Source organism: Microbacterium sp. Bi128 (assembly GCF_918698205.1).
Genome location: NZ_CAKKMM010000055.1, coordinates 1 through 16607, shown reverse-complemented (window position 1 = coordinate 16607; position 16607 = coordinate 1). Strand labels below are relative to the sequence as shown.

The 16607-nt window shown below is 70.9% G+C and carries 17 protein-coding genes; 13 read left to right on the top strand and 4 right to left on the bottom strand.

The genetic code is table 11. The features are described 5' to 3' along the window. Positions 1-140: 140 nt before the first annotated feature. A complete protein-coding gene (locus tag LQV45_RS06875; protein WP_230006357.1) occupies positions 141-1169 on the bottom strand; it encodes a LacI family DNA-binding transcriptional regulator in 1029 nt (342 codons plus the stop codon). Positions 1170-1349: 180 nt separating this feature from the next. Between LQV45_RS06875 and LQV45_RS06870 the strand changes: the two genes are divergently transcribed. Genes LQV45_RS06870 through LQV45_RS06850 form a run of 5 tightly spaced genes read left to right on the top strand, consistent with a single transcriptional unit; the run spans position 1350 to position 7461 of the window. Continuing rightward, a complete protein-coding gene (locus LQV45_RS06870; RefSeq protein ID WP_230006356.1) occupies positions 1350-2396 on the top strand; it encodes a BMP family protein in 1047 nt (348 codons plus the stop codon). Further along, positions 2396-3928 carry an ABC transporter ATP-binding protein gene (locus tag LQV45_RS06865; RefSeq protein WP_230006355.1) on the top strand — a complete coding sequence of 511 codons (1533 nt, stop codon included), beginning with the start codon at positions 2396-2398 and terminating at the stop codon, positions 3926-3928. The genes LQV45_RS06870 and LQV45_RS06865 overlap by 1 nt, the downstream gene beginning before the upstream one ends. Then, positions 3925-5013, top strand: a complete 1089-nt coding sequence (locus LQV45_RS06860) for an ABC transporter permease (protein ID WP_230006354.1) — start codon at positions 3925-3927, stop codon at positions 5011-5013. The genes LQV45_RS06865 and LQV45_RS06860 overlap by 4 nt, the downstream gene beginning before the upstream one ends. Beyond that, positions 5010-6233 (top strand): ABC transporter permease, encoded by a 1224-nt coding sequence (locus tag LQV45_RS06855; protein ID WP_230006353.1) that lies wholly within the window; start codon positions 5010-5012, stop codon positions 6231-6233. The genes LQV45_RS06860 and LQV45_RS06855 overlap by 4 nt, the downstream gene beginning before the upstream one ends. A 4-nt stretch (positions 6234-6237) precedes the next feature. Continuing rightward, on the top strand, positions 6238-7461 hold the full coding sequence (locus LQV45_RS06850) for an amidohydrolase family protein (protein ID WP_230006352.1): 1224 nt from the start codon (positions 6238-6240) through the stop codon (positions 7459-7461). Between the two features lie 131 nt (positions 7462-7592). Here LQV45_RS06850 and LQV45_RS06845 read toward each other — a convergent pair whose 3' ends face one another. Together LQV45_RS06845 and LQV45_RS06840 are read right to left on the bottom strand one after the other, a co-directional pair. Beyond that, positions 7593-7946: a DUF2200 domain-containing protein gene (locus LQV45_RS06845; protein WP_230006351.1), complete on the bottom strand. Its 354-nt coding sequence runs from the start codon at positions 7944-7946 to the stop codon at positions 7593-7595. Between the two features lie 38 nt (positions 7947-7984). Then, complete coding sequence (locus tag LQV45_RS06840; RefSeq protein ID WP_230006350.1) at positions 7985-8536, bottom strand: helix-turn-helix domain-containing protein; 552 nt, start codon at positions 8534-8536, stop codon at positions 7985-7987. A 65-nt stretch (positions 8537-8601) separates the two neighbouring features. Between LQV45_RS06840 and LQV45_RS06835 the strand changes: the two genes are divergently transcribed. The 6 genes from LQV45_RS06835 (at position 8602) to LQV45_RS06810 (ending at position 13052) form a co-directional block, all read left to right on the top strand. Next, complete coding sequence (locus LQV45_RS06835) at positions 8602-9324, top strand: AzlC family ABC transporter permease (RefSeq protein ID WP_230006349.1); 723 nt, start codon at positions 8602-8604, stop codon at positions 9322-9324. Further along, on the top strand, positions 9321-9635 hold the full coding sequence (locus tag LQV45_RS06830; protein ID WP_230006348.1) for an AzlD domain-containing protein: 315 nt from the start codon (positions 9321-9323) through the stop codon (positions 9633-9635). Before LQV45_RS06835 ends, LQV45_RS06830 begins: the two co-directional genes overlap by 4 nt. A 21-nt stretch (positions 9636-9656) precedes the next feature. Beyond that, positions 9657-10052 carry a histidinol dehydrogenase gene (locus tag LQV45_RS06825; protein ID WP_230006347.1) on the top strand — a complete coding sequence of 132 codons (396 nt, stop codon included), beginning with the start codon at positions 9657-9659 and terminating at the stop codon, positions 10050-10052. 50 nt (positions 10053-10102) lie between these two features. Beyond that, the gene (gene fdxA / locus LQV45_RS06820) at positions 10103-10423 is read left to right on the top strand and encodes a ferredoxin (protein ID WP_022878250.1); all 321 of its coding nucleotides are present in this window, start codon (positions 10103-10105) and stop codon (positions 10421-10423) included. Between the two features lie 3 nt (positions 10424-10426). Beyond that, positions 10427-11530, top strand: coding sequence for a succinyldiaminopimelate transaminase (gene dapC / locus LQV45_RS06815; RefSeq protein WP_230006346.1), 1104 nt, complete (start codon positions 10427-10429; stop codon positions 11528-11530). A 223-nt stretch (positions 11531-11753) separates the two neighbouring features. Then, positions 11754-13052, top strand: coding sequence for a citrate synthase (locus LQV45_RS06810; RefSeq protein WP_230006345.1), 1299 nt, complete (start codon positions 11754-11756; stop codon positions 13050-13052). Between the two features lie 154 nt (positions 13053-13206). On the opposite strand, the gene dapD is transcribed toward LQV45_RS06810, so the two are convergent. Further along, entirely contained in the window at positions 13207-14121 is a 915-nt protein-coding gene (gene dapD / locus LQV45_RS06805; RefSeq protein WP_230006344.1) for a 2,3,4,5-tetrahydropyridine-2,6-dicarboxylate N-succinyltransferase, read from the bottom strand. A gap of 49 nt (positions 14122-14170) precedes the next feature. Between dapD and dapE the strand changes: the two genes are divergently transcribed. Together dapE and LQV45_RS06795 are read left to right on the top strand one after the other, a co-directional pair. Next, positions 14171-15247, top strand: a complete 1077-nt coding sequence (dapE, locus tag LQV45_RS06800; protein WP_230006343.1) for a succinyl-diaminopimelate desuccinylase — start codon at positions 14171-14173, stop codon at positions 15245-15247. Then, a complete protein-coding gene (locus LQV45_RS06795) occupies positions 15229-16470 on the top strand; it encodes a hypothetical protein (RefSeq protein WP_230006342.1) in 1242 nt (413 codons plus the stop codon). The genes dapE and LQV45_RS06795 overlap by 19 nt, the downstream gene beginning before the upstream one ends. Positions 16471-16607: the final 137 nt, after the last annotated feature.

Sequence of the window (16607 nt, the reverse complement as noted above, 5' to 3'; positions counted from 1 at the left end):
CACGCCGATGCTGTGCGCGGGCAGATCGCTCAGCCCGCCCCGCGCCGCAACGTCTTCGCGGGGGAGGTCGGGGTAGCCCGCGGCGGGGCGGCGGGACTCGGCCGCGACCCGGGCGTGACGGATGACGAGGTCGACGGCGGTCACATTCTCTCCTTCGGGGTCCGAGTGCTGGCGCCGCGCACGAGCTCGGCGGGCAGGCTCGTGCGTCGCCGCGCCGCGACACGGGTGCGTCGCGCGAGCTCGAGCATCTCGACGGCCTCGGCGCCCATCTCGTGCCACGGGTGGCGGAGCGAGGTCAGCGGCATCCCCTGCGCATCGGGGTAGAGCTGGAGCAGGCTCGCGATCTGCACGTCGTCGGGTACGCGTACGCCGCGGGCACGCAGGACGGTCAGGACGCCGGTGGCGACGTCGTCGTTGGCGCACACCAGGGATTCGTCGCGGCCGACACGGTCCCACAGTCCCTCCGCCGCCGTTACGCCGGCCAAGAGGTCGCTGCCGCGGTGGACGACGGTGGGCGTCTGGATGCCGACGTCGGCGCACGCCCGCGACACCGATGCGATGCGTCGCGCATCGGCGGGGGCGTCGGGATCGAGCCCGATGACCGTCACCGTCCGTGTCCCCGTCTCGGCGAGGTGGTGGGCGAGGACGGCGGCCGAGGCCTCTTCGTCGAGGCTGACCGCGCTGGGTGTCTGCGGGTCGAGGAACCGGCCGACCTGGACGAGGGGCAGTCCGTGCGACAGACGCTGCGCGTGGCCACTGGCCTCGATCGTGGGCGGACACACGATGAGCCCGTCGACGCGACGGTCGAGAAGATCGGCGATCCGTTCGTCGTGATCCGCGCCGTCGGGGGCGACGTAGCGCAAGAGGGCGCCGATTCCCTGTGCGTCCAGGTTCTCGGTAACGGATTCGATCAGCGCCGACAGGAACACCGTGGCGTAGCGCGGGAGGACGAGGCCGACGCTCTGCGTGCGGCTGGAGCGCAGGGCGCTGGCGACGGCGTTGTGCCGGTACCCCAGGCGGGTGGCGGCTGCGCGGACCCGCTTCAGCGTCTCGGACGACACGGGGCGAGAGCCCGACAGGGCGCGCGAGGCCGTCGCGGTCGAGACTCCGGCTTCGGCGGCGACGTCCGCCAGAGTCGCGCGCTCGTCGGTCGGGTCCAGATCGATCACGTCGCCATGGTACGCAATCGATTGCGAGAGAGACAGTGGTGAAACCAGAACGCAACACGGAGGAAATCGCGCGTTATAACGGTCATGGCTAGGGTGGCTTTCGGTCGTATTCCCCCGACTCACTCCGACCGTCTTGCAATCGATTACATTTCGACCCGCACCCCCACCCGAAGGAGTCCCATGCCTCGCCCTCTCACCCGTTCCCTGTTGACCATGGGGGGCGTGCTCACCGTCGCCGCTCTCGCCCTCACCGGATGCGGCGGGAAGACCGCCGACACCGGGTCCGCGAGCAGCTCGTCGGACGGCCCGACCGTCGCCTTGCTGTTCGGGACCACGGGCGACTTCTCGTTCATGGACAGCGCCTACAAGGGCTTCACCGAGGCCGAGGGGGAGTACGACTTCTCGCCGCTGGAGCTGTCGAGCCCGAACACCGACGACTACCAGGACCGCGTGGACCTCGCCCTCTCGCAGAACGCCGCACTGGCGATCGGCATCGGCTTCCAGTGGCAGCAGCCGATGTCCGAGACCGCGCACCCCGACACCGCGTTCGTGCAGGTCGACGCCGACGCGGGCACGGTCATCGACGACGTCACCACGATCTCGTTCGCGGCCGAGCAGTCGTCGTACCTGGTGGGCGTGGCCGCCGCGCTCACGTCGCAGACGAAGCACATCGGCTTCGTCGGCGGAGTCGACCAGCCCAGCATCCAGAACTTCTACACCGGCTTCGAAGCCGGCGCGCGTTCGATCGACCCCTCGATCGTGGTCGACAAGACCTACCTCGCGCCCCTCGGTGACTTCACCGGCTTCTCCGACCCGACCAAGGGCAAGGAAGCGGCCGCATCGATGTACGCGGGCGGCGCGGACGTGGTCTACACCGCCGCGGGCGGCTCGGGCCAGGGCGTCTACGAAGAGGCCGCCGCCAGCTCGACGACGGCCAAGAAGAACTGGGCGATCGGTGTCGACGCCGACGTGTACGAGACGGTCGCCGACTCCGTCAAGCCGTACATCCTCACCTCGGCCATCAAGAACGTCGACGTCGCGGTGAAGACCTCGATCGGTCAGTTCCTCGACGGTTCCCTGAAGCCCGGCGAGGTGCGCTACGACCTGTCGAACGGCGGCGTGGGCTACTCGACCTCGGGCGGCTTCCTCGACGCGTACGCCGACCAGATGGCATCCATCGAGAAGGACATCATCGACGGCAAGATCACGGTCCCGACGGCGCTGTGATGACCGACGAGCAGGAGGTGCTGGTGCGCCTGAGCGGAATCGTGAAGCGATTCGGGGCGTTCGTCGCGAACGACCGGATCGACCTCACGGTCCGCGCGGGGAGCGTCCACGCGATCGTCGGCGAGAACGGCGCGGGCAAGTCGACGCTCATGAAGATCCTCTCCGGCGAGGAGAGCCCCGATGAGGGGACGATCGAGATCGACGGCCGGTCGACGGTCTTCCGTTCGCCGCGCGATGCGCAGGCGGCCGGTATCGGCATCGTGCACCAGCACTTCCTGCTCGCTCCCGGACTGCGGGTCTGGGAGAACATCGTGCTCGTCAGTGAACCGGGCGGCCCCGTCTTCATCGATTCCGCGCGGGCGCGTCGAAAGGTCACGGAGCTCGCCGAGCGCACCGGCTTCCCGGTCGCCGTGGATGCCGAGATCGAGACGCTCGGTGTCGGGATGCGGCAGCGCGTCGAGATCCTGAAGGTGCTCTACCGCGACGCGCGCATCATCATCCTGGACGAGCCGACGGCGGTGCTCGTCCCGGCCGAGGCCGAGGCGCTCTTCGCCGCCATGCGGGCCTTCACCCGCGCGGGCGCCGCCGTGATCTTCATCTCGCACAAGCTCGACGAGGTGCTCTCCTTCGCCGACGACATCACCGTCATCCGCGCGGGTCGCGTCGTCGGGACCGCCGTCCCGGCCGAGACGACCGCGCCCGAGCTCGCGCGCCTGATGGTCAAGGCCGAGATGCCCGTGGTCGCTCCGCGCGCGCATCCGGTGTCCGACCGGGTCGTGCTCGAGACGCGCGGACTCGGCGTCCGTGGCGACGACGCCGTGCCCCCGCTCGCCGACGTCGACCTGCGCGTGCGGTCGGGCGAGATCGTCGGTATCGCCGGCGTCGAGGGCAACGGCCAGTCCGAACTCCTCGCCGCCCTCATCGGACGAGCGGATGCCACCGGCACCGTGCTCCTCGACGGCGATGACGTCACCTCCCTCAGCACGGTCGACCGGCGCGCGCGAGGCATGGGCTACATCTCGGAGGACCGTCACCGCGACGGCATCGTGCTGCCGCTCGCGCTGCGCGAGAACGCCGTCCTGGGATACCAGCAGCTGCCGCCGGTCCGCCGGGGACCGTGGTTCCGTCGGTCCGAGGCGGCCCGTGCGGCGGCCGAGATCATCACCGCGTTCGACGTGCGCGGCGGAGACCCCTCCACGCGGGCCTCGGCGCTCTCCGGCGGCAACCAGCAGAAGTTCATCGTCGGGCGCGAGCTGCTGCGCGAACCGCGCCTGCTCCTGGCCGCCCATCCGACCCGCGGCGTCGACATCGGTGCGCAGGCCGCCATCTGGAGCGAGCTGACCGCGGCGCGCGACCGGGGGCTGGCCACGCTCCTGGTGTCCGCCGACCTCGACGAGATCCTCGCGCTCTCCGATCGCGTCCTCGTGCTCCACCGCGGGCGCATCGTCGCCGAGGTCGATGCCCGCGGTGCCGACGTGGGCACGATCGGCGAGTACATGACCGGCGCACGCGGGGGAGAGGCCGCCGCATGATCCGTCGCATCCTCCGCGTCGTGGCCGGACCCGTCATCGCGATCCTCCTGGCCCTCCTGGTCACGGCCCTGTTCCTCACCGTCGCCGGCTACTCCGCGTCCTCCGCCTTCGAGGTGATGTGGGACTACGGCACGACGCCGGAGTCCTTGGCATCCACCGTCAACAACGCGATCCCGCTCTATTTCGCCGGCATCGCCGCCGCGTTCTCGCTGCGCATGGGGCTGTTCAACATCGGCGTCGACGGGCAGTACCGCGTCGCCGCCCTCGTCGGCGCGGTGGTCGCGGCCTCTCTGCCGCTGCCGATCTGGCTCACGTTGCCTCTCACTCTGCTCGCCAGCGCGCTGGCGGGGGCGCTGTGGGCGCTCGTGCCGGCTCTGCTGAAGGTGTACCGCGGCGTCAACGAGGTGATCACGTCGATCCTCATGAACGCGATCGCCACGACCGTCGTCGCGGTGCTGCTCGCCGACGTCTTCCGCTCGGGCGGCGGCCAGAACACCGGATCCGCGCCCATCGGCCCCGACGGCTCCATGCCGGTGCTGCTGGACTTCGGTGGGCGCGTGCAGATCTCGGGCTTCCTGCCCCTCGCGATCCTGCTCGGCGTCGGGTTCTTCCTGCTCCAGGACCGGACGGTCTGGGGGTACACCGTGACCGTCGCGAACCTGTCCCCGGATGCCGCGGAGTCGGCGGGCATCTCGGTCAAGCGCCGTATCGTGACGTCGCTGCTGGCCTCGGGCGCGATCGCCGGACTCGTGGGGCTCCCGCACGTGCTAGGCACCGCCCACCGTCTGGACGGCACCCTCCCGACGGACCTGATGTTCACCGGTCTCGCTGCCGCGCTCCTGGGGCGTTCGCATCCGATCGGCACCGCCGTGGGTGCGCTCGTGCTCGCGTTCGTGGAGCGCAGCGCACAAGTGCTCGGCATCGTGAAGCTGCCGACCGAGGTGGGGACCCTGTTCCTCGCGGTCGTGCTGCTCAGCTCGGCGCTGGGCTACTGGGTCGTCGAGAACGGCGAACGCCGTCTCGCGCTGATCGCTGCGATCCGGCGCACCCGCGCCGGGCGAACCAAGGAGGTGTCGGCGGCATGAGCGCTGTGACCACTGTCCCCGCCGCTTCGCGGTCCGCCGACGCGCGTCGTGTGCGGGCGCGCACCGTCCTGAGCTGGGTCCTCTTGGGCTTCGGCCTCATCCTGATCGCCTCGTGGGTGTGCGACGCCCCCGGCATCGCGTCCTCTTCGACGTGGGGATCGGCCCTGCGTCTCACCGTGCCCATCGCGGTCGTCGCGATCGGTGCCCTCTACTCCGAGCGCGCGGGCGTCATCAACGTCGGCCTCGAGGGCATGAGGATCGGCGGCACGTGGGGTGCGGGCCTGTTCGGATGGTTCGGCGGCCCCTGGATGGCGCTCGTCGGCGGCGTCATCGGCGGTCTCGTGCTCGGCCTCCTCATGGCGGTGCTGTGCCTCGAGCTGGGGCTCAACCAGCTCGTCGTCGGTGTCGCGATCAACGTTCTCGCGGCGGCCCTGGCCCGCTTCCTGTCCGACATCGTGTTCAACGGCATCGACGGCGGCAGCGTGGCGCGGTCGCCGCGCATCGAGGGCAACGTCCCGCGCGTGAGCCTGCCGTTCCTCTCCGGCGGATTCGGCACACCGGATCCGCTCCGCGACCTCGAGGCCAGCGGCATCCCCGTCCTGTCGCAGTTCGCCGGGATCGTGGGAGGCCTGACCCGCGATGTGTCGCTCGCCGCGATCATCGGGCTCGCACTCATTCCGCTCACGGCTCTCATCCTGTGGCGCACGCGTTTCGGGCTGCACGTGCACCGCACGCGGTACCTCGCGGTGCTCGTCGGCAGCGGCATGGCCGGGTTCGCCGGCGGTTACCTCGTCCTGATCTCGCAGGGCTACGTCGAGAACCAGGTCGCCGGTCGCGGCTTCATCGGTCTGGCGACGCTCATCTTCGGCAACTGGATGCCGGGAGGAGTGTTCGCCGGATCCGCGCTGTTCGGCTTCAGCGATGCCGTCGGACTCGGGCGTCCCGAGACCTTCACCGCGATGCTGTTCGTGCTGGGTGCGGTCTTCCTCGTCCTCGGCGGGTTGCGACTCCGCCGCGGTCTCGGGGTCCGTGCGGCGGTCCCGAGCCTCGTGCTCGGTGTCGTGCTGCTCGCCGCGGCGCTCGTCATCCCCCTCCCCAGTGCCCTCGCCACCGCCGCGCCCTATCTCGTGACGCTCGCGGTGCTCGTCGTGGCCGGGACGCGCATGCGCCCGCCCCGTGCGCTGGGCCGCTTCTTCCCCCGTCGAAACTCCTCGAGGTGACTCCGTGACCGACCATCAACTGACCCGCGTCCACGTCTGGGACGGTGTCGCGCACCTCGGTGTCCGATCCGTGCGCTGGAGCGACAACACGCGCGCGGGCCGCATCGACGCGATCGAGGCGGTCGAGGACGACGGGACAGCCGAGTTCACGGTTCTCCCCGGACTCATCGACACGCACGTGCACCTCATCGGCAACGCGTCGGACACCCCCGCGGACTTCCTGTCGTGGCCCCTCACCACGCGCCCCGAGGAGCAGGTGCTGCACGGCCTGGCCCATGCCCGACGCGCGCTGTCCGTCGGGGTCACCACGGTGCGCGACCTCGCGGCCGACGACGTGCAGTTCTCGCTCGCCCGCGCGCTCGAGGCGGGGATCGTCGAGGGCCCGCGCGTCCTCGCTCACGGCCTGGTGAACATGACCGGCGGGCACGGCGACCTCTTCATCCCTCCCGCCGTCGTCGAGCGCAAGCCCGTGGCCGACGGCCCGGACGCCTGCCGCGCCCTCGTGCGCCGTTGGGCGCGCTCCGGCGCCGACGGGATCAAGGTCCCGGTGAGCGGCGGCGTCCTCTCGGTCGGAGACAAGGCGTCGTGGCGCAACTACACCGACGCCGAGCTCGCCGCGATCGTCGACGAGTCGCACGCGCTCGGTCTCCTCGTCGCCGCGCACGCCCACACCGAGGACGGGATCCGTCGTGCCCTCGCGCACGGCGTCGACTCCGTCGAGCATGCGACGAAGCTCACCGCGAGGCTCGCCGACGAGATGATCGCGACCGCGACCACGGTCGCACCGACGCTTCTCATCAACGACCGCATCGCCGACGGCACGGCTCCGGCGGCGCCCGCGCAGCGCGAGATCGCCCAGGAGCTCGTGGCCGATCGCGACCCCGCGTTCCGCGCGGCGGCCGACGCCGGCGTCGAGTTCGTGCTGGGGACGGATGCCAACGGTTTCCACGTCGACTTCTCCGACCAGTGGGAGGAGCTGCGCGCGATGGCCCGGGTGTTCGGGTGGGATGCCGCTCGCACCCTGGAGTCGGCCACCTCCCGCGCCGCGCGCGCCCTCGGTCGCGAGGCCGACCTCGGGCGCATCGCCGTCGGGTACGCCGCCGATCTCGTCGTCGTCCGCGGACGGCCCTGGGCGGATCCCGCCGCCCTGCGGGGCGACGCCGTCGTCGCCGTGGTGTCCCGCGGACGCCTGGTCGCGGGCTCGTTCCCGGAGGCACTCCTCGGGTGAGGGCCCGGAACACGCGGACGGCGAGCACCGGCATCCGCGTGTCCGGGACGCCGAACGGGCGGGTGCGGACAGCCATCCGCGTGAGGTGGACGCCGACGGGCGGGGGCGCCGGCGTCACCCGGGAGCGGGGGTCACGCGGGCGAGTCCTCGCGCAGCACCTTCGTGAGCGGGCGTCCCCGGGCGAGCTCGTCCACGAGCTTGTCCATCAGCCGGATGCGGTACATCAGCGGATCCTCGATCTGCTCGACGCGCACGCCGCACACGGCCCCGGTGACGTTGACCGACAGGGGGTTCAGGCGCGCGGCGTCGAAGAAGTCCCGCAGACTCGTGTCGGCGGCGATGTGGTGCTCCAGCTCGGCGTCGTCGAAGCCGGTGAGCCACCGCAGCGCCGTGTCGAGCTCCTCGCGGGTGCGCCCCTTGCGCTCGACCTTGGCGACGTACAGCGGGTGGATCGCCGAGAACGCGGTGTCGAAGATGCGGCTCATGCGGGAACGATAGTCTCGTCGACCCGCGCCGGCGAGCGTCAGCGCGATTCGGACACGCACACCGCGCTCATGCCCGGTGTGAGCGCCTCGAACACGTGCGGGGCGTCACCGGCGTACGAGAGGTAGTCGCCGGGCCCCAGCTCGAACGGCGCGTCGGCCGGTCCGACGAGGCCGCGGCCCGAGATCATCACGACGTGCTCGGTCGTGCCGCGCGGGTGCGGGTCGGACAGCCGTGGGGCTCCGGGCTCCGCCGTGAGCAGATAGATGTCCCGGCGCGCGTGCGGCGGGCTCGCCGAGAGCAGCACCGCCACGTACTCGGATGCCGACGACGCGACCGCCGTGCCGCCCTCGCCCGCGCGGATCAGGGTGGGGGAGCGCACGCCTTCGTCGACGAGGACCGCGAAGGGGATCTCCATCGCCGAGGCGAGGGCCCAGAGCGTCTCGACGCTGGGGTTCCCGCCGCCGTTCTCGAGCTGCGACACCGTGGCCTTGGCCACTCCGGCGCGACGCGCGAGCTCCGAGACGCTGAGGTCGCGGCGCTCGCGCTCGCGCCGGAGGGTGGTCGCGATGCGATCGCCGAGCTCGCTCATGCGTTCATTATGCGCGACGATCGTTCGACTTGACGAACGGTGCGCGATCGTTCACGATGCTGTTCATGCGTTCGTTCTATCGAACACCGGACGGAGTCGCCGCCCGTCAGGGTCTTGCGGTCGCTCTCGCCACGAGCGCGTACGGGATCTCGTTCGGCGCCCTGTCGGTGGCATCCGGTCTCGATGTGTGGCAGACGTGCGTGCTGAGCCTGCTCATGTTCACCGGCGGATCGCAGTTCGCCTTCGTCGGAGTGATCGCCGCCGGGGGAGTCGCCGCGGCTCCGGCGGCCGTCGCCTCGTCGGCCCTGCTCGGCGTGCGCAACGCGGCCTACGCGATGCGGATGTCGCCGGTCGTCGGCCCGGGCGGCTGGCGGCGGGCCGCGGCCACTCCGTTCACGATCGACGAGTCGGTGGCCGTGTCCCTCGCTCAGCAGACGCCGCGCGCCCGCCGCGTGGGCTTCTGGGTCACCGGCATCGCCATCTGGGTCGGGTGGAACCTGACGACGCTCGCGGGCGCCCTCCTCGGCGATGTCCTCGGCGACCCGCGGGCGTGGGGACTGGATGCCGCCGCGGCCGCCGCCTTCCTCGCTCTGCTGTGGCCGCGCGTGCGGGGCCGTCAGCCCCTCGCCGTCGCGATCGGGGCCGCGGCGGTGGCCGCCCTGCTGACGCCCTGGGCGATGCCCGGCATCCCCGTCATCGCGGCGGCCGGCGTCGCCGTCGCCCTCGGCTGGTTCGACCCGCGACGCCCGGCCGCGCCGGCGGCGAACGACGAGAACGGGATGCCATGACCCTGTGGACCGCCGTGCTCGCGGCATCCGTGCTCTGCCTCGCGCTGAAGGCCGTGGGCTATCTGCTTCCGCAGGGCTGGCTCGACGCGCCGCGGCCGGCCCGCATCGCGGATCTGCTGACGGTCGCGCTGCTCTCGGCGCTCGTCGTCGTGCAGGCCGTGGGGGCGGGGTCCGCGATCGTCGTCGACGCGCGCGTGCCGGCGGTCGTGGTCGCCGCGGTGCTGCTGTGGCTGCGGGCGCCGTTCCTCGTGGTCGTCGCCGCCGCCGCGGCCACCGCCGCGGTCCTCCGCGCGCTCGGCTGGGCCACATGAACCCGCGCCTAGACTGACCGCGTGAGTTCAGGGATCGTCCGTGTCTTCGGCTGGGTCGTCGCCTTCGCGGTGGGTGCGTTCTACGGGACGGCCGCCACGGTGGGGCACGCCTACCGGCTCGGTGCCCTGCCCGTCGGTCTCGTCCTGGCGACCGTCGGGTGCGCGGCGCTGCTCATCGCCCTCCGAACGCTCACGCAGGACCGCGTCAACGCGGTCGCCGGCGGTCTGGGCATCATCGCGGCCACGTTCCTGTTCTCGCAGGTCGGACCGGGGGGGTCGGCGATCGTCGCGGCGGCGACGCCCGACACCGCGTGGATCGCCATCGCCTGGACCTTCGTCGGCCCGATCCTGCTGACCCTCGTGGCCTTCTGGCCGGACGTCTCCCGACTACGCCCCCAGCCCGCTGCCGGATCATAGGGCCCGGCCGTCGGGCCGGGTGGGGGCCTCGTCACGCGTAGACTGATCGGGTGACTTACGTGATCGCCCTCCCGTGTGTCGATGTCAAGGATCGCGCGTGCATCGACGAATGCCCCGTCGACTGCATCTACGAGGGTGAGCGCTCGCTCTACATCCACCCCGACGAATGCGTCGACTGCGGTGCGTGCGAACCGGTCTGCCCCGTCGAGGCGATCTACTACGAGGACGACCTCCCCGAAGAGTGGTCGGACTACTACAAGGCCAACGTCGAGTTCTTCGACGACATCGGCTCGCCCGGCGGTGCCGCGAAGGTCGGCGTGATCGCCAAGGACCACCCGGTCATCTCGGCACTTCCTCCGCAGAGCCACTGACCCGTGGGCGTCGCCGACCTCGCCGACTACCCCTGGGATGCCGTCGCGCCGTACGCCGAGCGCGCCCGTCGTCACCCGGCGGGCATCGTCGACCTCTCGATCGGGTCGCCCGTCGACCCGACTCCCACGGTGGTGGCCGAGGCCCTCGCCGCCGCGACCGACGCGCACGCGTACCCGCAGACGATGGGGAACCCGGCGCTGCGCGAGGCGATCGTCGCCTGGTACGCCCGTCGGCGCGGTGTCCCGGGCCTGACCGCCGCCCACGTCCTCCCGACGGTGGGGTCCAAAGAACTCGTCGCTCTCCTGCCCCTTCTTCTGGGCCTCGGCTCGGGGGACGTCGTCGTGCACCCGCGTGCCGCGTACCCGACGTACGAGGTCGGTGCGCGTCTCGTGGGCGCGGAGCCCGTGGCATCCGATGATCCCGCCGAATGGCCCGAGAACACGCGCCTCGTGTGGATCAACTCGCCCGGAAACCCGGACGGGCGCGTGCTCTCGACCGACGAGCTTCGGGATGCCGTGACCCGGGCGCGAGAGCTCGGAGCGGTGCTGGCCTCGGACGAGTGCTACGCGGAACTCGGCTGGGAGGCGCCGTGGGACGCCGAGCGCGTGCCGAGCGTGCTCGACCCGCGCGTCGTGGGCGATGACCTCACGGGCGTGCTGTCGGTGTACTCGTTGAGCAAGCAGTCCAACCTCGCCGGGTACCGCGCGGCGTTCCTCGCCGGTGACTCGGAGCTGGTTGCCCGGTTGCTGACCGGTCGCAAGCACCTCGGGCTCATGCCTCCCGCGCCGGTGCAGCGGGCCATGACGGTGGCCCTCGACGATGACGCGCACGTCCTTGAGCAGCGCGAGCGGTACGCCCGTCGTCGCGCGGTGCTCAAGCCGGCGGTCGAGGCGGCCGGCTTCCGCGTCGACCGCAGCGAAGGCGGTCTGTACCTCTGGGCGACCGAGGGACGCGATGCGTGGGAGAGCGTGGGGCGTCTCGCCGAACTCGGCATCCTGGTCGGCCCGGGGCACTTCTACGGGACGCATTTCCCCCAGCACGTGCGCTTCTCGCTCACGGCGACCGACGAGCGCATCGCGGCCGCGGCGGAGCGGCTGGCGCGCTGAGGCGTTCCCTCAGGAGGATCCCTCCATCCGGAGGGGGCATCCTTTGGCGATGTCATCTGTACGTCGTCGGCCCTACTAGGCTGTAATGGCACTGTGTGCGGGCCACCCTCCGCCGCGTGCCGTGTCGGGAATCGCGCAGGCGGAGTTCGACCGAGAAGGCCGTGGGGGCCGGGTGCTCCTACGGTCCGACCACACGGGCGACCAGAAATCGCAAGGAGGCGCGGTGAGCGACGCGGGTACGGAGCACGACAAGGCCACTCTCACGGTGGGGGGCACCACCGCCGAATTCCCGGTCCTGCGGGGCACCGACGGTACGCCGAGCATCGACATCGCGTCGCTGACGAAGCAGACCGGTCACACCACGCTCGACTACGGTTTCGTCAACACGGCATCGACGAAGTCCGACATCACCTTCATCGACGGCGACCAGGGCATCCTCCGCTACCGCGGCTACCCGATCGAGCAGCTGGCGAAGAACAGCACCTACCTCGAGGTGGCCTGGCTGCTCATCTACGGCGAGCTCCCCTCGGCATCCGAGCTGGCCGCGTTCGACGAGCGCATCCGCCGCCACACCCTGCTGCACGAAGACCTCAAGCGCTTCTTCTCCTCGCTCCCGCCGACCGCGCACCCCATGTCGGTGCTGTCGGCCGCGACGGCCGCGCTCTCGACCTACTACGAGTCGGAGTCCGATCCGCACAACCCCGAGCACGTCGAGCTGAACACGGTGCGGATGCTCGCGAAGCTCCCCGTCATCGCCGCGTACGCGCACAAGAAGAGCATCGGGCAGGCGTTCCTGTACCCCGACAACTCGCTCGGGTTCGTCGACAACTTCCTCAAGCTCAACTTCGGCGTGCTCAGCGAGATCTACCAGATCAACCCGGTCATGACGAAGGCGCTCGACCTGCTGCTCATGCTGCACGAAGACCACGAGCAGAACGCCTCCACCTCGACCGTTCGCCTCGTCGGCTCCACCGGAGCCAACCAGTTCGCGTCGATCTCCGCCGGCATCCAGGCGCTTTCGGGCCCCCTGCACGGCGGGGCCAACGAGGCCGTGCTGCAGATGCTCGGCCGTATCCGCGACTCGGGCGAGAGCGTCGAGCGTTTCGTCGAGCGCGTGAAGAACAAGGAGCAGGGCGTCAAGCTCATGGGCTTCGGGCACCGGGTCTACAAGAACTACGACCCCCGCGCGAAGCTCGTGAAAGAGGCGGCGGACGAGGTCCTCGAGGCCCTCGGCGTCAGCGACCCGCTGCTCGACCTCGCCAAGGAGCTCGAGCAGATCGCCCTGCAGGACGACTACTTCAAGGAGCGTCGTCTGTACCCGAACGTCGACTTCTACACCGGCGTCATCTACAAGGCGATGGGCTTCCCGACGCGCATGTTCACCGTGCTCTTCGCGATCGGCCGTCTGCCCGGCTGGCTCGCGCAGTGGCGCGAGGCCATCACCGATCCGCAGACGAAGATCGGGCGTCCGCAGCAGCTGTACACCGGGGCCGCCCAGCGCGACTACCCCGGCGCGCGCTGACCCCCGCGTACACGCCCCGTCCCTCTCGCGAGGGGCGGGGCGTTTCGCATGTGCGGTGGCCCGGCGGAGCGCGAGAAACGCTCGTCGCACGGAGAAACGCCCGCTGCGCGCGTGTCTCGGCGCAGCGAGCGTTTCTCAGCCCGGGAGCGTCGCGTCAGGCGTGCAGCGCTTCGTTCAGCGTCACGCCGACGCCCGCACGCGCCGAGGCCTCGACGGCGCCGGTGAGCGAATTGCGACGGAACAGGATGCCGTTGCGGCCCGACAGTTCGCCGGCCTTCACCGTCTCGTCGCCGACCTGCACCTTCGTGCCGGCGGTGACGTAGAGGCCCGCCTCGACGACGCAGTCGTCGCCCAGGGAAATTCCGATGCCGGCGTTGGCGCCGAGGAGGGTCCGGGCGCCGATCGAGACGCGGTGGGTGCCGCCGCCCGAGAGGGTGCCCATGATCGAGGCGCCGCCGCCGATGTCGCTCCCGTCCCCGATCACGACGCCCTGCGACACGCGTCCCTCGATCATCGAGGCCCCGAGCGTGCCGGCGTTGAAGTTCACGAAGCCCTCGTGCATCACCGTCGTACCGGGGGAGAGGTACGCGCCCAGACGCACGCGCGACGCGTCGGCGATGCGGACACCGGCGGGGGTGACGTAGTCGAGCAGACGCGGGAACTTGTCCAGACCCTGGATCTGGATGCCGTGGCGCAGCAGCGCCGGGCGCAGCCGCGTGGCATCGTCGGGGTGCATCGGGCCGGCGTTGGTCCACGCGACGTTCGGCAGGTGACCGAAGATGCCGTCGAGCGAGATCTCGTTGGGTCGGACGAGTCGGTGCGACAGCGCCTGCAGGCGCAGGTAGGCGTCGACGGTGGAGGCCGGCGCGGCATCCGCGTCGATCGTGAGCGTCACGACCTCGATCCGCACGGCGCGGCGCTCGTCGCTCCCGGCGAGGGCGTCGAGGCCGTGATCGGCACCAGAATCCGTGGTGCCGAGGGCGGGAGCGGGGAACCACGCGTCCAGGACCGTCCCGTCGGAGGCGATGGTGGAGAGGCCGGTACCGGTGATCTGTCGTTCGTTCGTCACTCTGACAGGCTATCGGGGCGCCGGAGGCGCGCTGGGTAGGATCGGAGGCATGCCCACGCTCGACTTGACCGCGTCCTCCGTCGAGATCACTCGGGCGATCTGCGACATCGCCAGCGTCTCCGGCGACGAGACCCCGTTGGCGGATGCCATCGAGGCTGCCGTCTCCGGTCACGCCCACCTCGAGGTGATCCGCGACGGCGACACGGTCGTCGCCCGCACGTCGCTCGGGAGGTCGCGTCGCGTTGTGATCGCCGGGCACATCGACACCGTGCCGATCAACGACAACCTGCCCACGCGCGACATCGAGATCGACGGCGAACCGTTCCTGTGGGGACGGGGCACCGTCGACATGAAGGCGGGCGTCGCCGTGCAGCTCAAGCTCGCGGTCGAGCTCACGGCTCCTCCGGTCGACATCACCTGGATGTGGTACGACCACGAAGAGGTCGACTCGGCGCTGAACGGCCTCGGCCGGCTCTCGCGGAACCGCCCCGATCTGTTCGCGGGCGACTTCGCGATCCTCGGCGAACCGAGCAACGGTGAGGTCGAGGGTGGCTGCAACGGCACCCTGCGTGCGCTCGTCCGCACGACGGGGGTGCGGGCCCACAGCGCCCGCTCGTGGATCGGCGAGAACGCCATCCACAAGGCAGCTCCTGTCCTGGCCCGGCTGGCGGAGTACCGGGCCCGCGAGATCGAGGTCGAGGGCCTCGTCTACCGCGAGGGTCTGAACGCCGTCCGCGTCACCGGGGGAGTGGCCGGCAACGTCATCCCCGACGCGTGCGAGGTCGAGGTGAACTACCGCTTCGCGCCGAGCCGCGACGCGGCGGCCGCAGAGCGGGTCGTCCGCGACGTGTTCACCGGTTTCGACGTCGAGATCGTCGACGTCGCCGAGGGGGCGCGTCCGGGTCTGGATGCCGCCCTCGCGCGCGAGTTCGTGGATGCCGTCGGCGCGACGCCGAAACCCAAGTACGGCTGGACCGACGTCGCCCGCTTCTCGGCTCTCGGCATCCCCGCCGTCAACTACGGGCCGGGCGACCCCCACCTCGCGCACCACGACGAGGAGCGCGTGCCCCTGGCGCAGATCGACGCTGTCGAGCGCGGCCTCCGGTCGTGGCTGACCGGGTCGTGAGTTCGCCGGCGGCGACCCCGGTGTCGGCGCGCACCGTGTGGCCGCGCGGACCGGTGGTGGCTCGTATCGCCGTCATCTACGTGGCGGCGCGACTGGTCACGACGGGGTTCTTCCTGATCGCCGCCGCGCTGTCGGGACCGGCTTCTCGGTACGGCGTCGCCCCGTCGCTCGGCGAACTCGCTCTCGGGTGGGACGCGCAGTGGTATTGGCTGGCGGCGGTGTCCGGCTACCCGGCTGATCTGCCGCTCACCCCGCAGGGCGGCGTGGCCGAGAACGCGTGGGCGTTCATGCCCGTCTACGCCTACCTGTCGGCGGGGCTCGGTGCGCTGCTGGGGTCCTGGGGAGCCGGCGCGGTCGTGATCTCGCTCGTCTCGGGCTTCGGGGCGAGCGTGATGCTGCACGGCCTCCTCCGCGACCGCATCGGCGACGCCGCTGCGACGTGGGCGGTCGCGTTCTTCGCTTGCGGGCCGCTGGCGGCGTTGTTCCAGGTCGGCTACGCCGAGGCGCTCTTCCTCTTCCTGCTCTTCCTCGCCCTGCGCTGCGTGCAGCTGCGACTGTGGGGATGGCTGTACCTCCTGGTGCCGGCGATGGGCTTCACGCGTCCCGGCATCCTGGCCTCCGCGCTCTTCGTCGGCCTGTACGGCATCCATCGGTTCCTCCGCCGACGGGTGGATCCGCTGCCCCTGCGAGACATGGCGCACCTCGTCGCCGTGGCGGCGCTGGCGGTCGTGGTCGGGTTCGTGTGGCAAGCGATCGCCGCCGTGGTCACGGGGGACCCCGGTGCCTACCTCGCGACGGAACTGGCCTGGCGCCGCAACTGGATCGGCGAGACGAGCGGCCACTTCGTCCCGGTGGAGGGGTGGGTCCAGGCCGCGGGGTTCTGGTTCACGCAGTGGGGCCTCGGCGCCGGCGTGGGATATGCGGCTCTCGTGCTGCTCGTGCTCGGTGTCGCTGCTGTCCTGCTGTTCGCCCCCCAGGTGAAACGTCTCGGTGTGGAGATCCGCCTCTGGTCGGCGAGCTATCTGCTCTACCTGCTGCTCGTGTTCTTCCCGCAGTCGAGCATCTTCCGGCTGCTGCTGCCGGTTTCGCCCCTCTGGGGAGCGGTGGCCGTCCCGCGTTCGCGCGTGTGGCGCGTGACCGTTCTGGTGGCGGCGTTGCTCGGTCAATGGTGGTGGATCTACAACATGTACGGGCTCGGAAACACGTACTGGCAGATTCCGTGACCGTGCGTGACGGACGTCGTGGGCGCGCATCACGTCAGGTCGCCCGGCGGACCGACTAAACTACTCCATAGACCAACGACGAAAAGGGGGCCGCGATGGCAGCCATGAAGCCGCGTACCGGTGACGGACCTATGGAG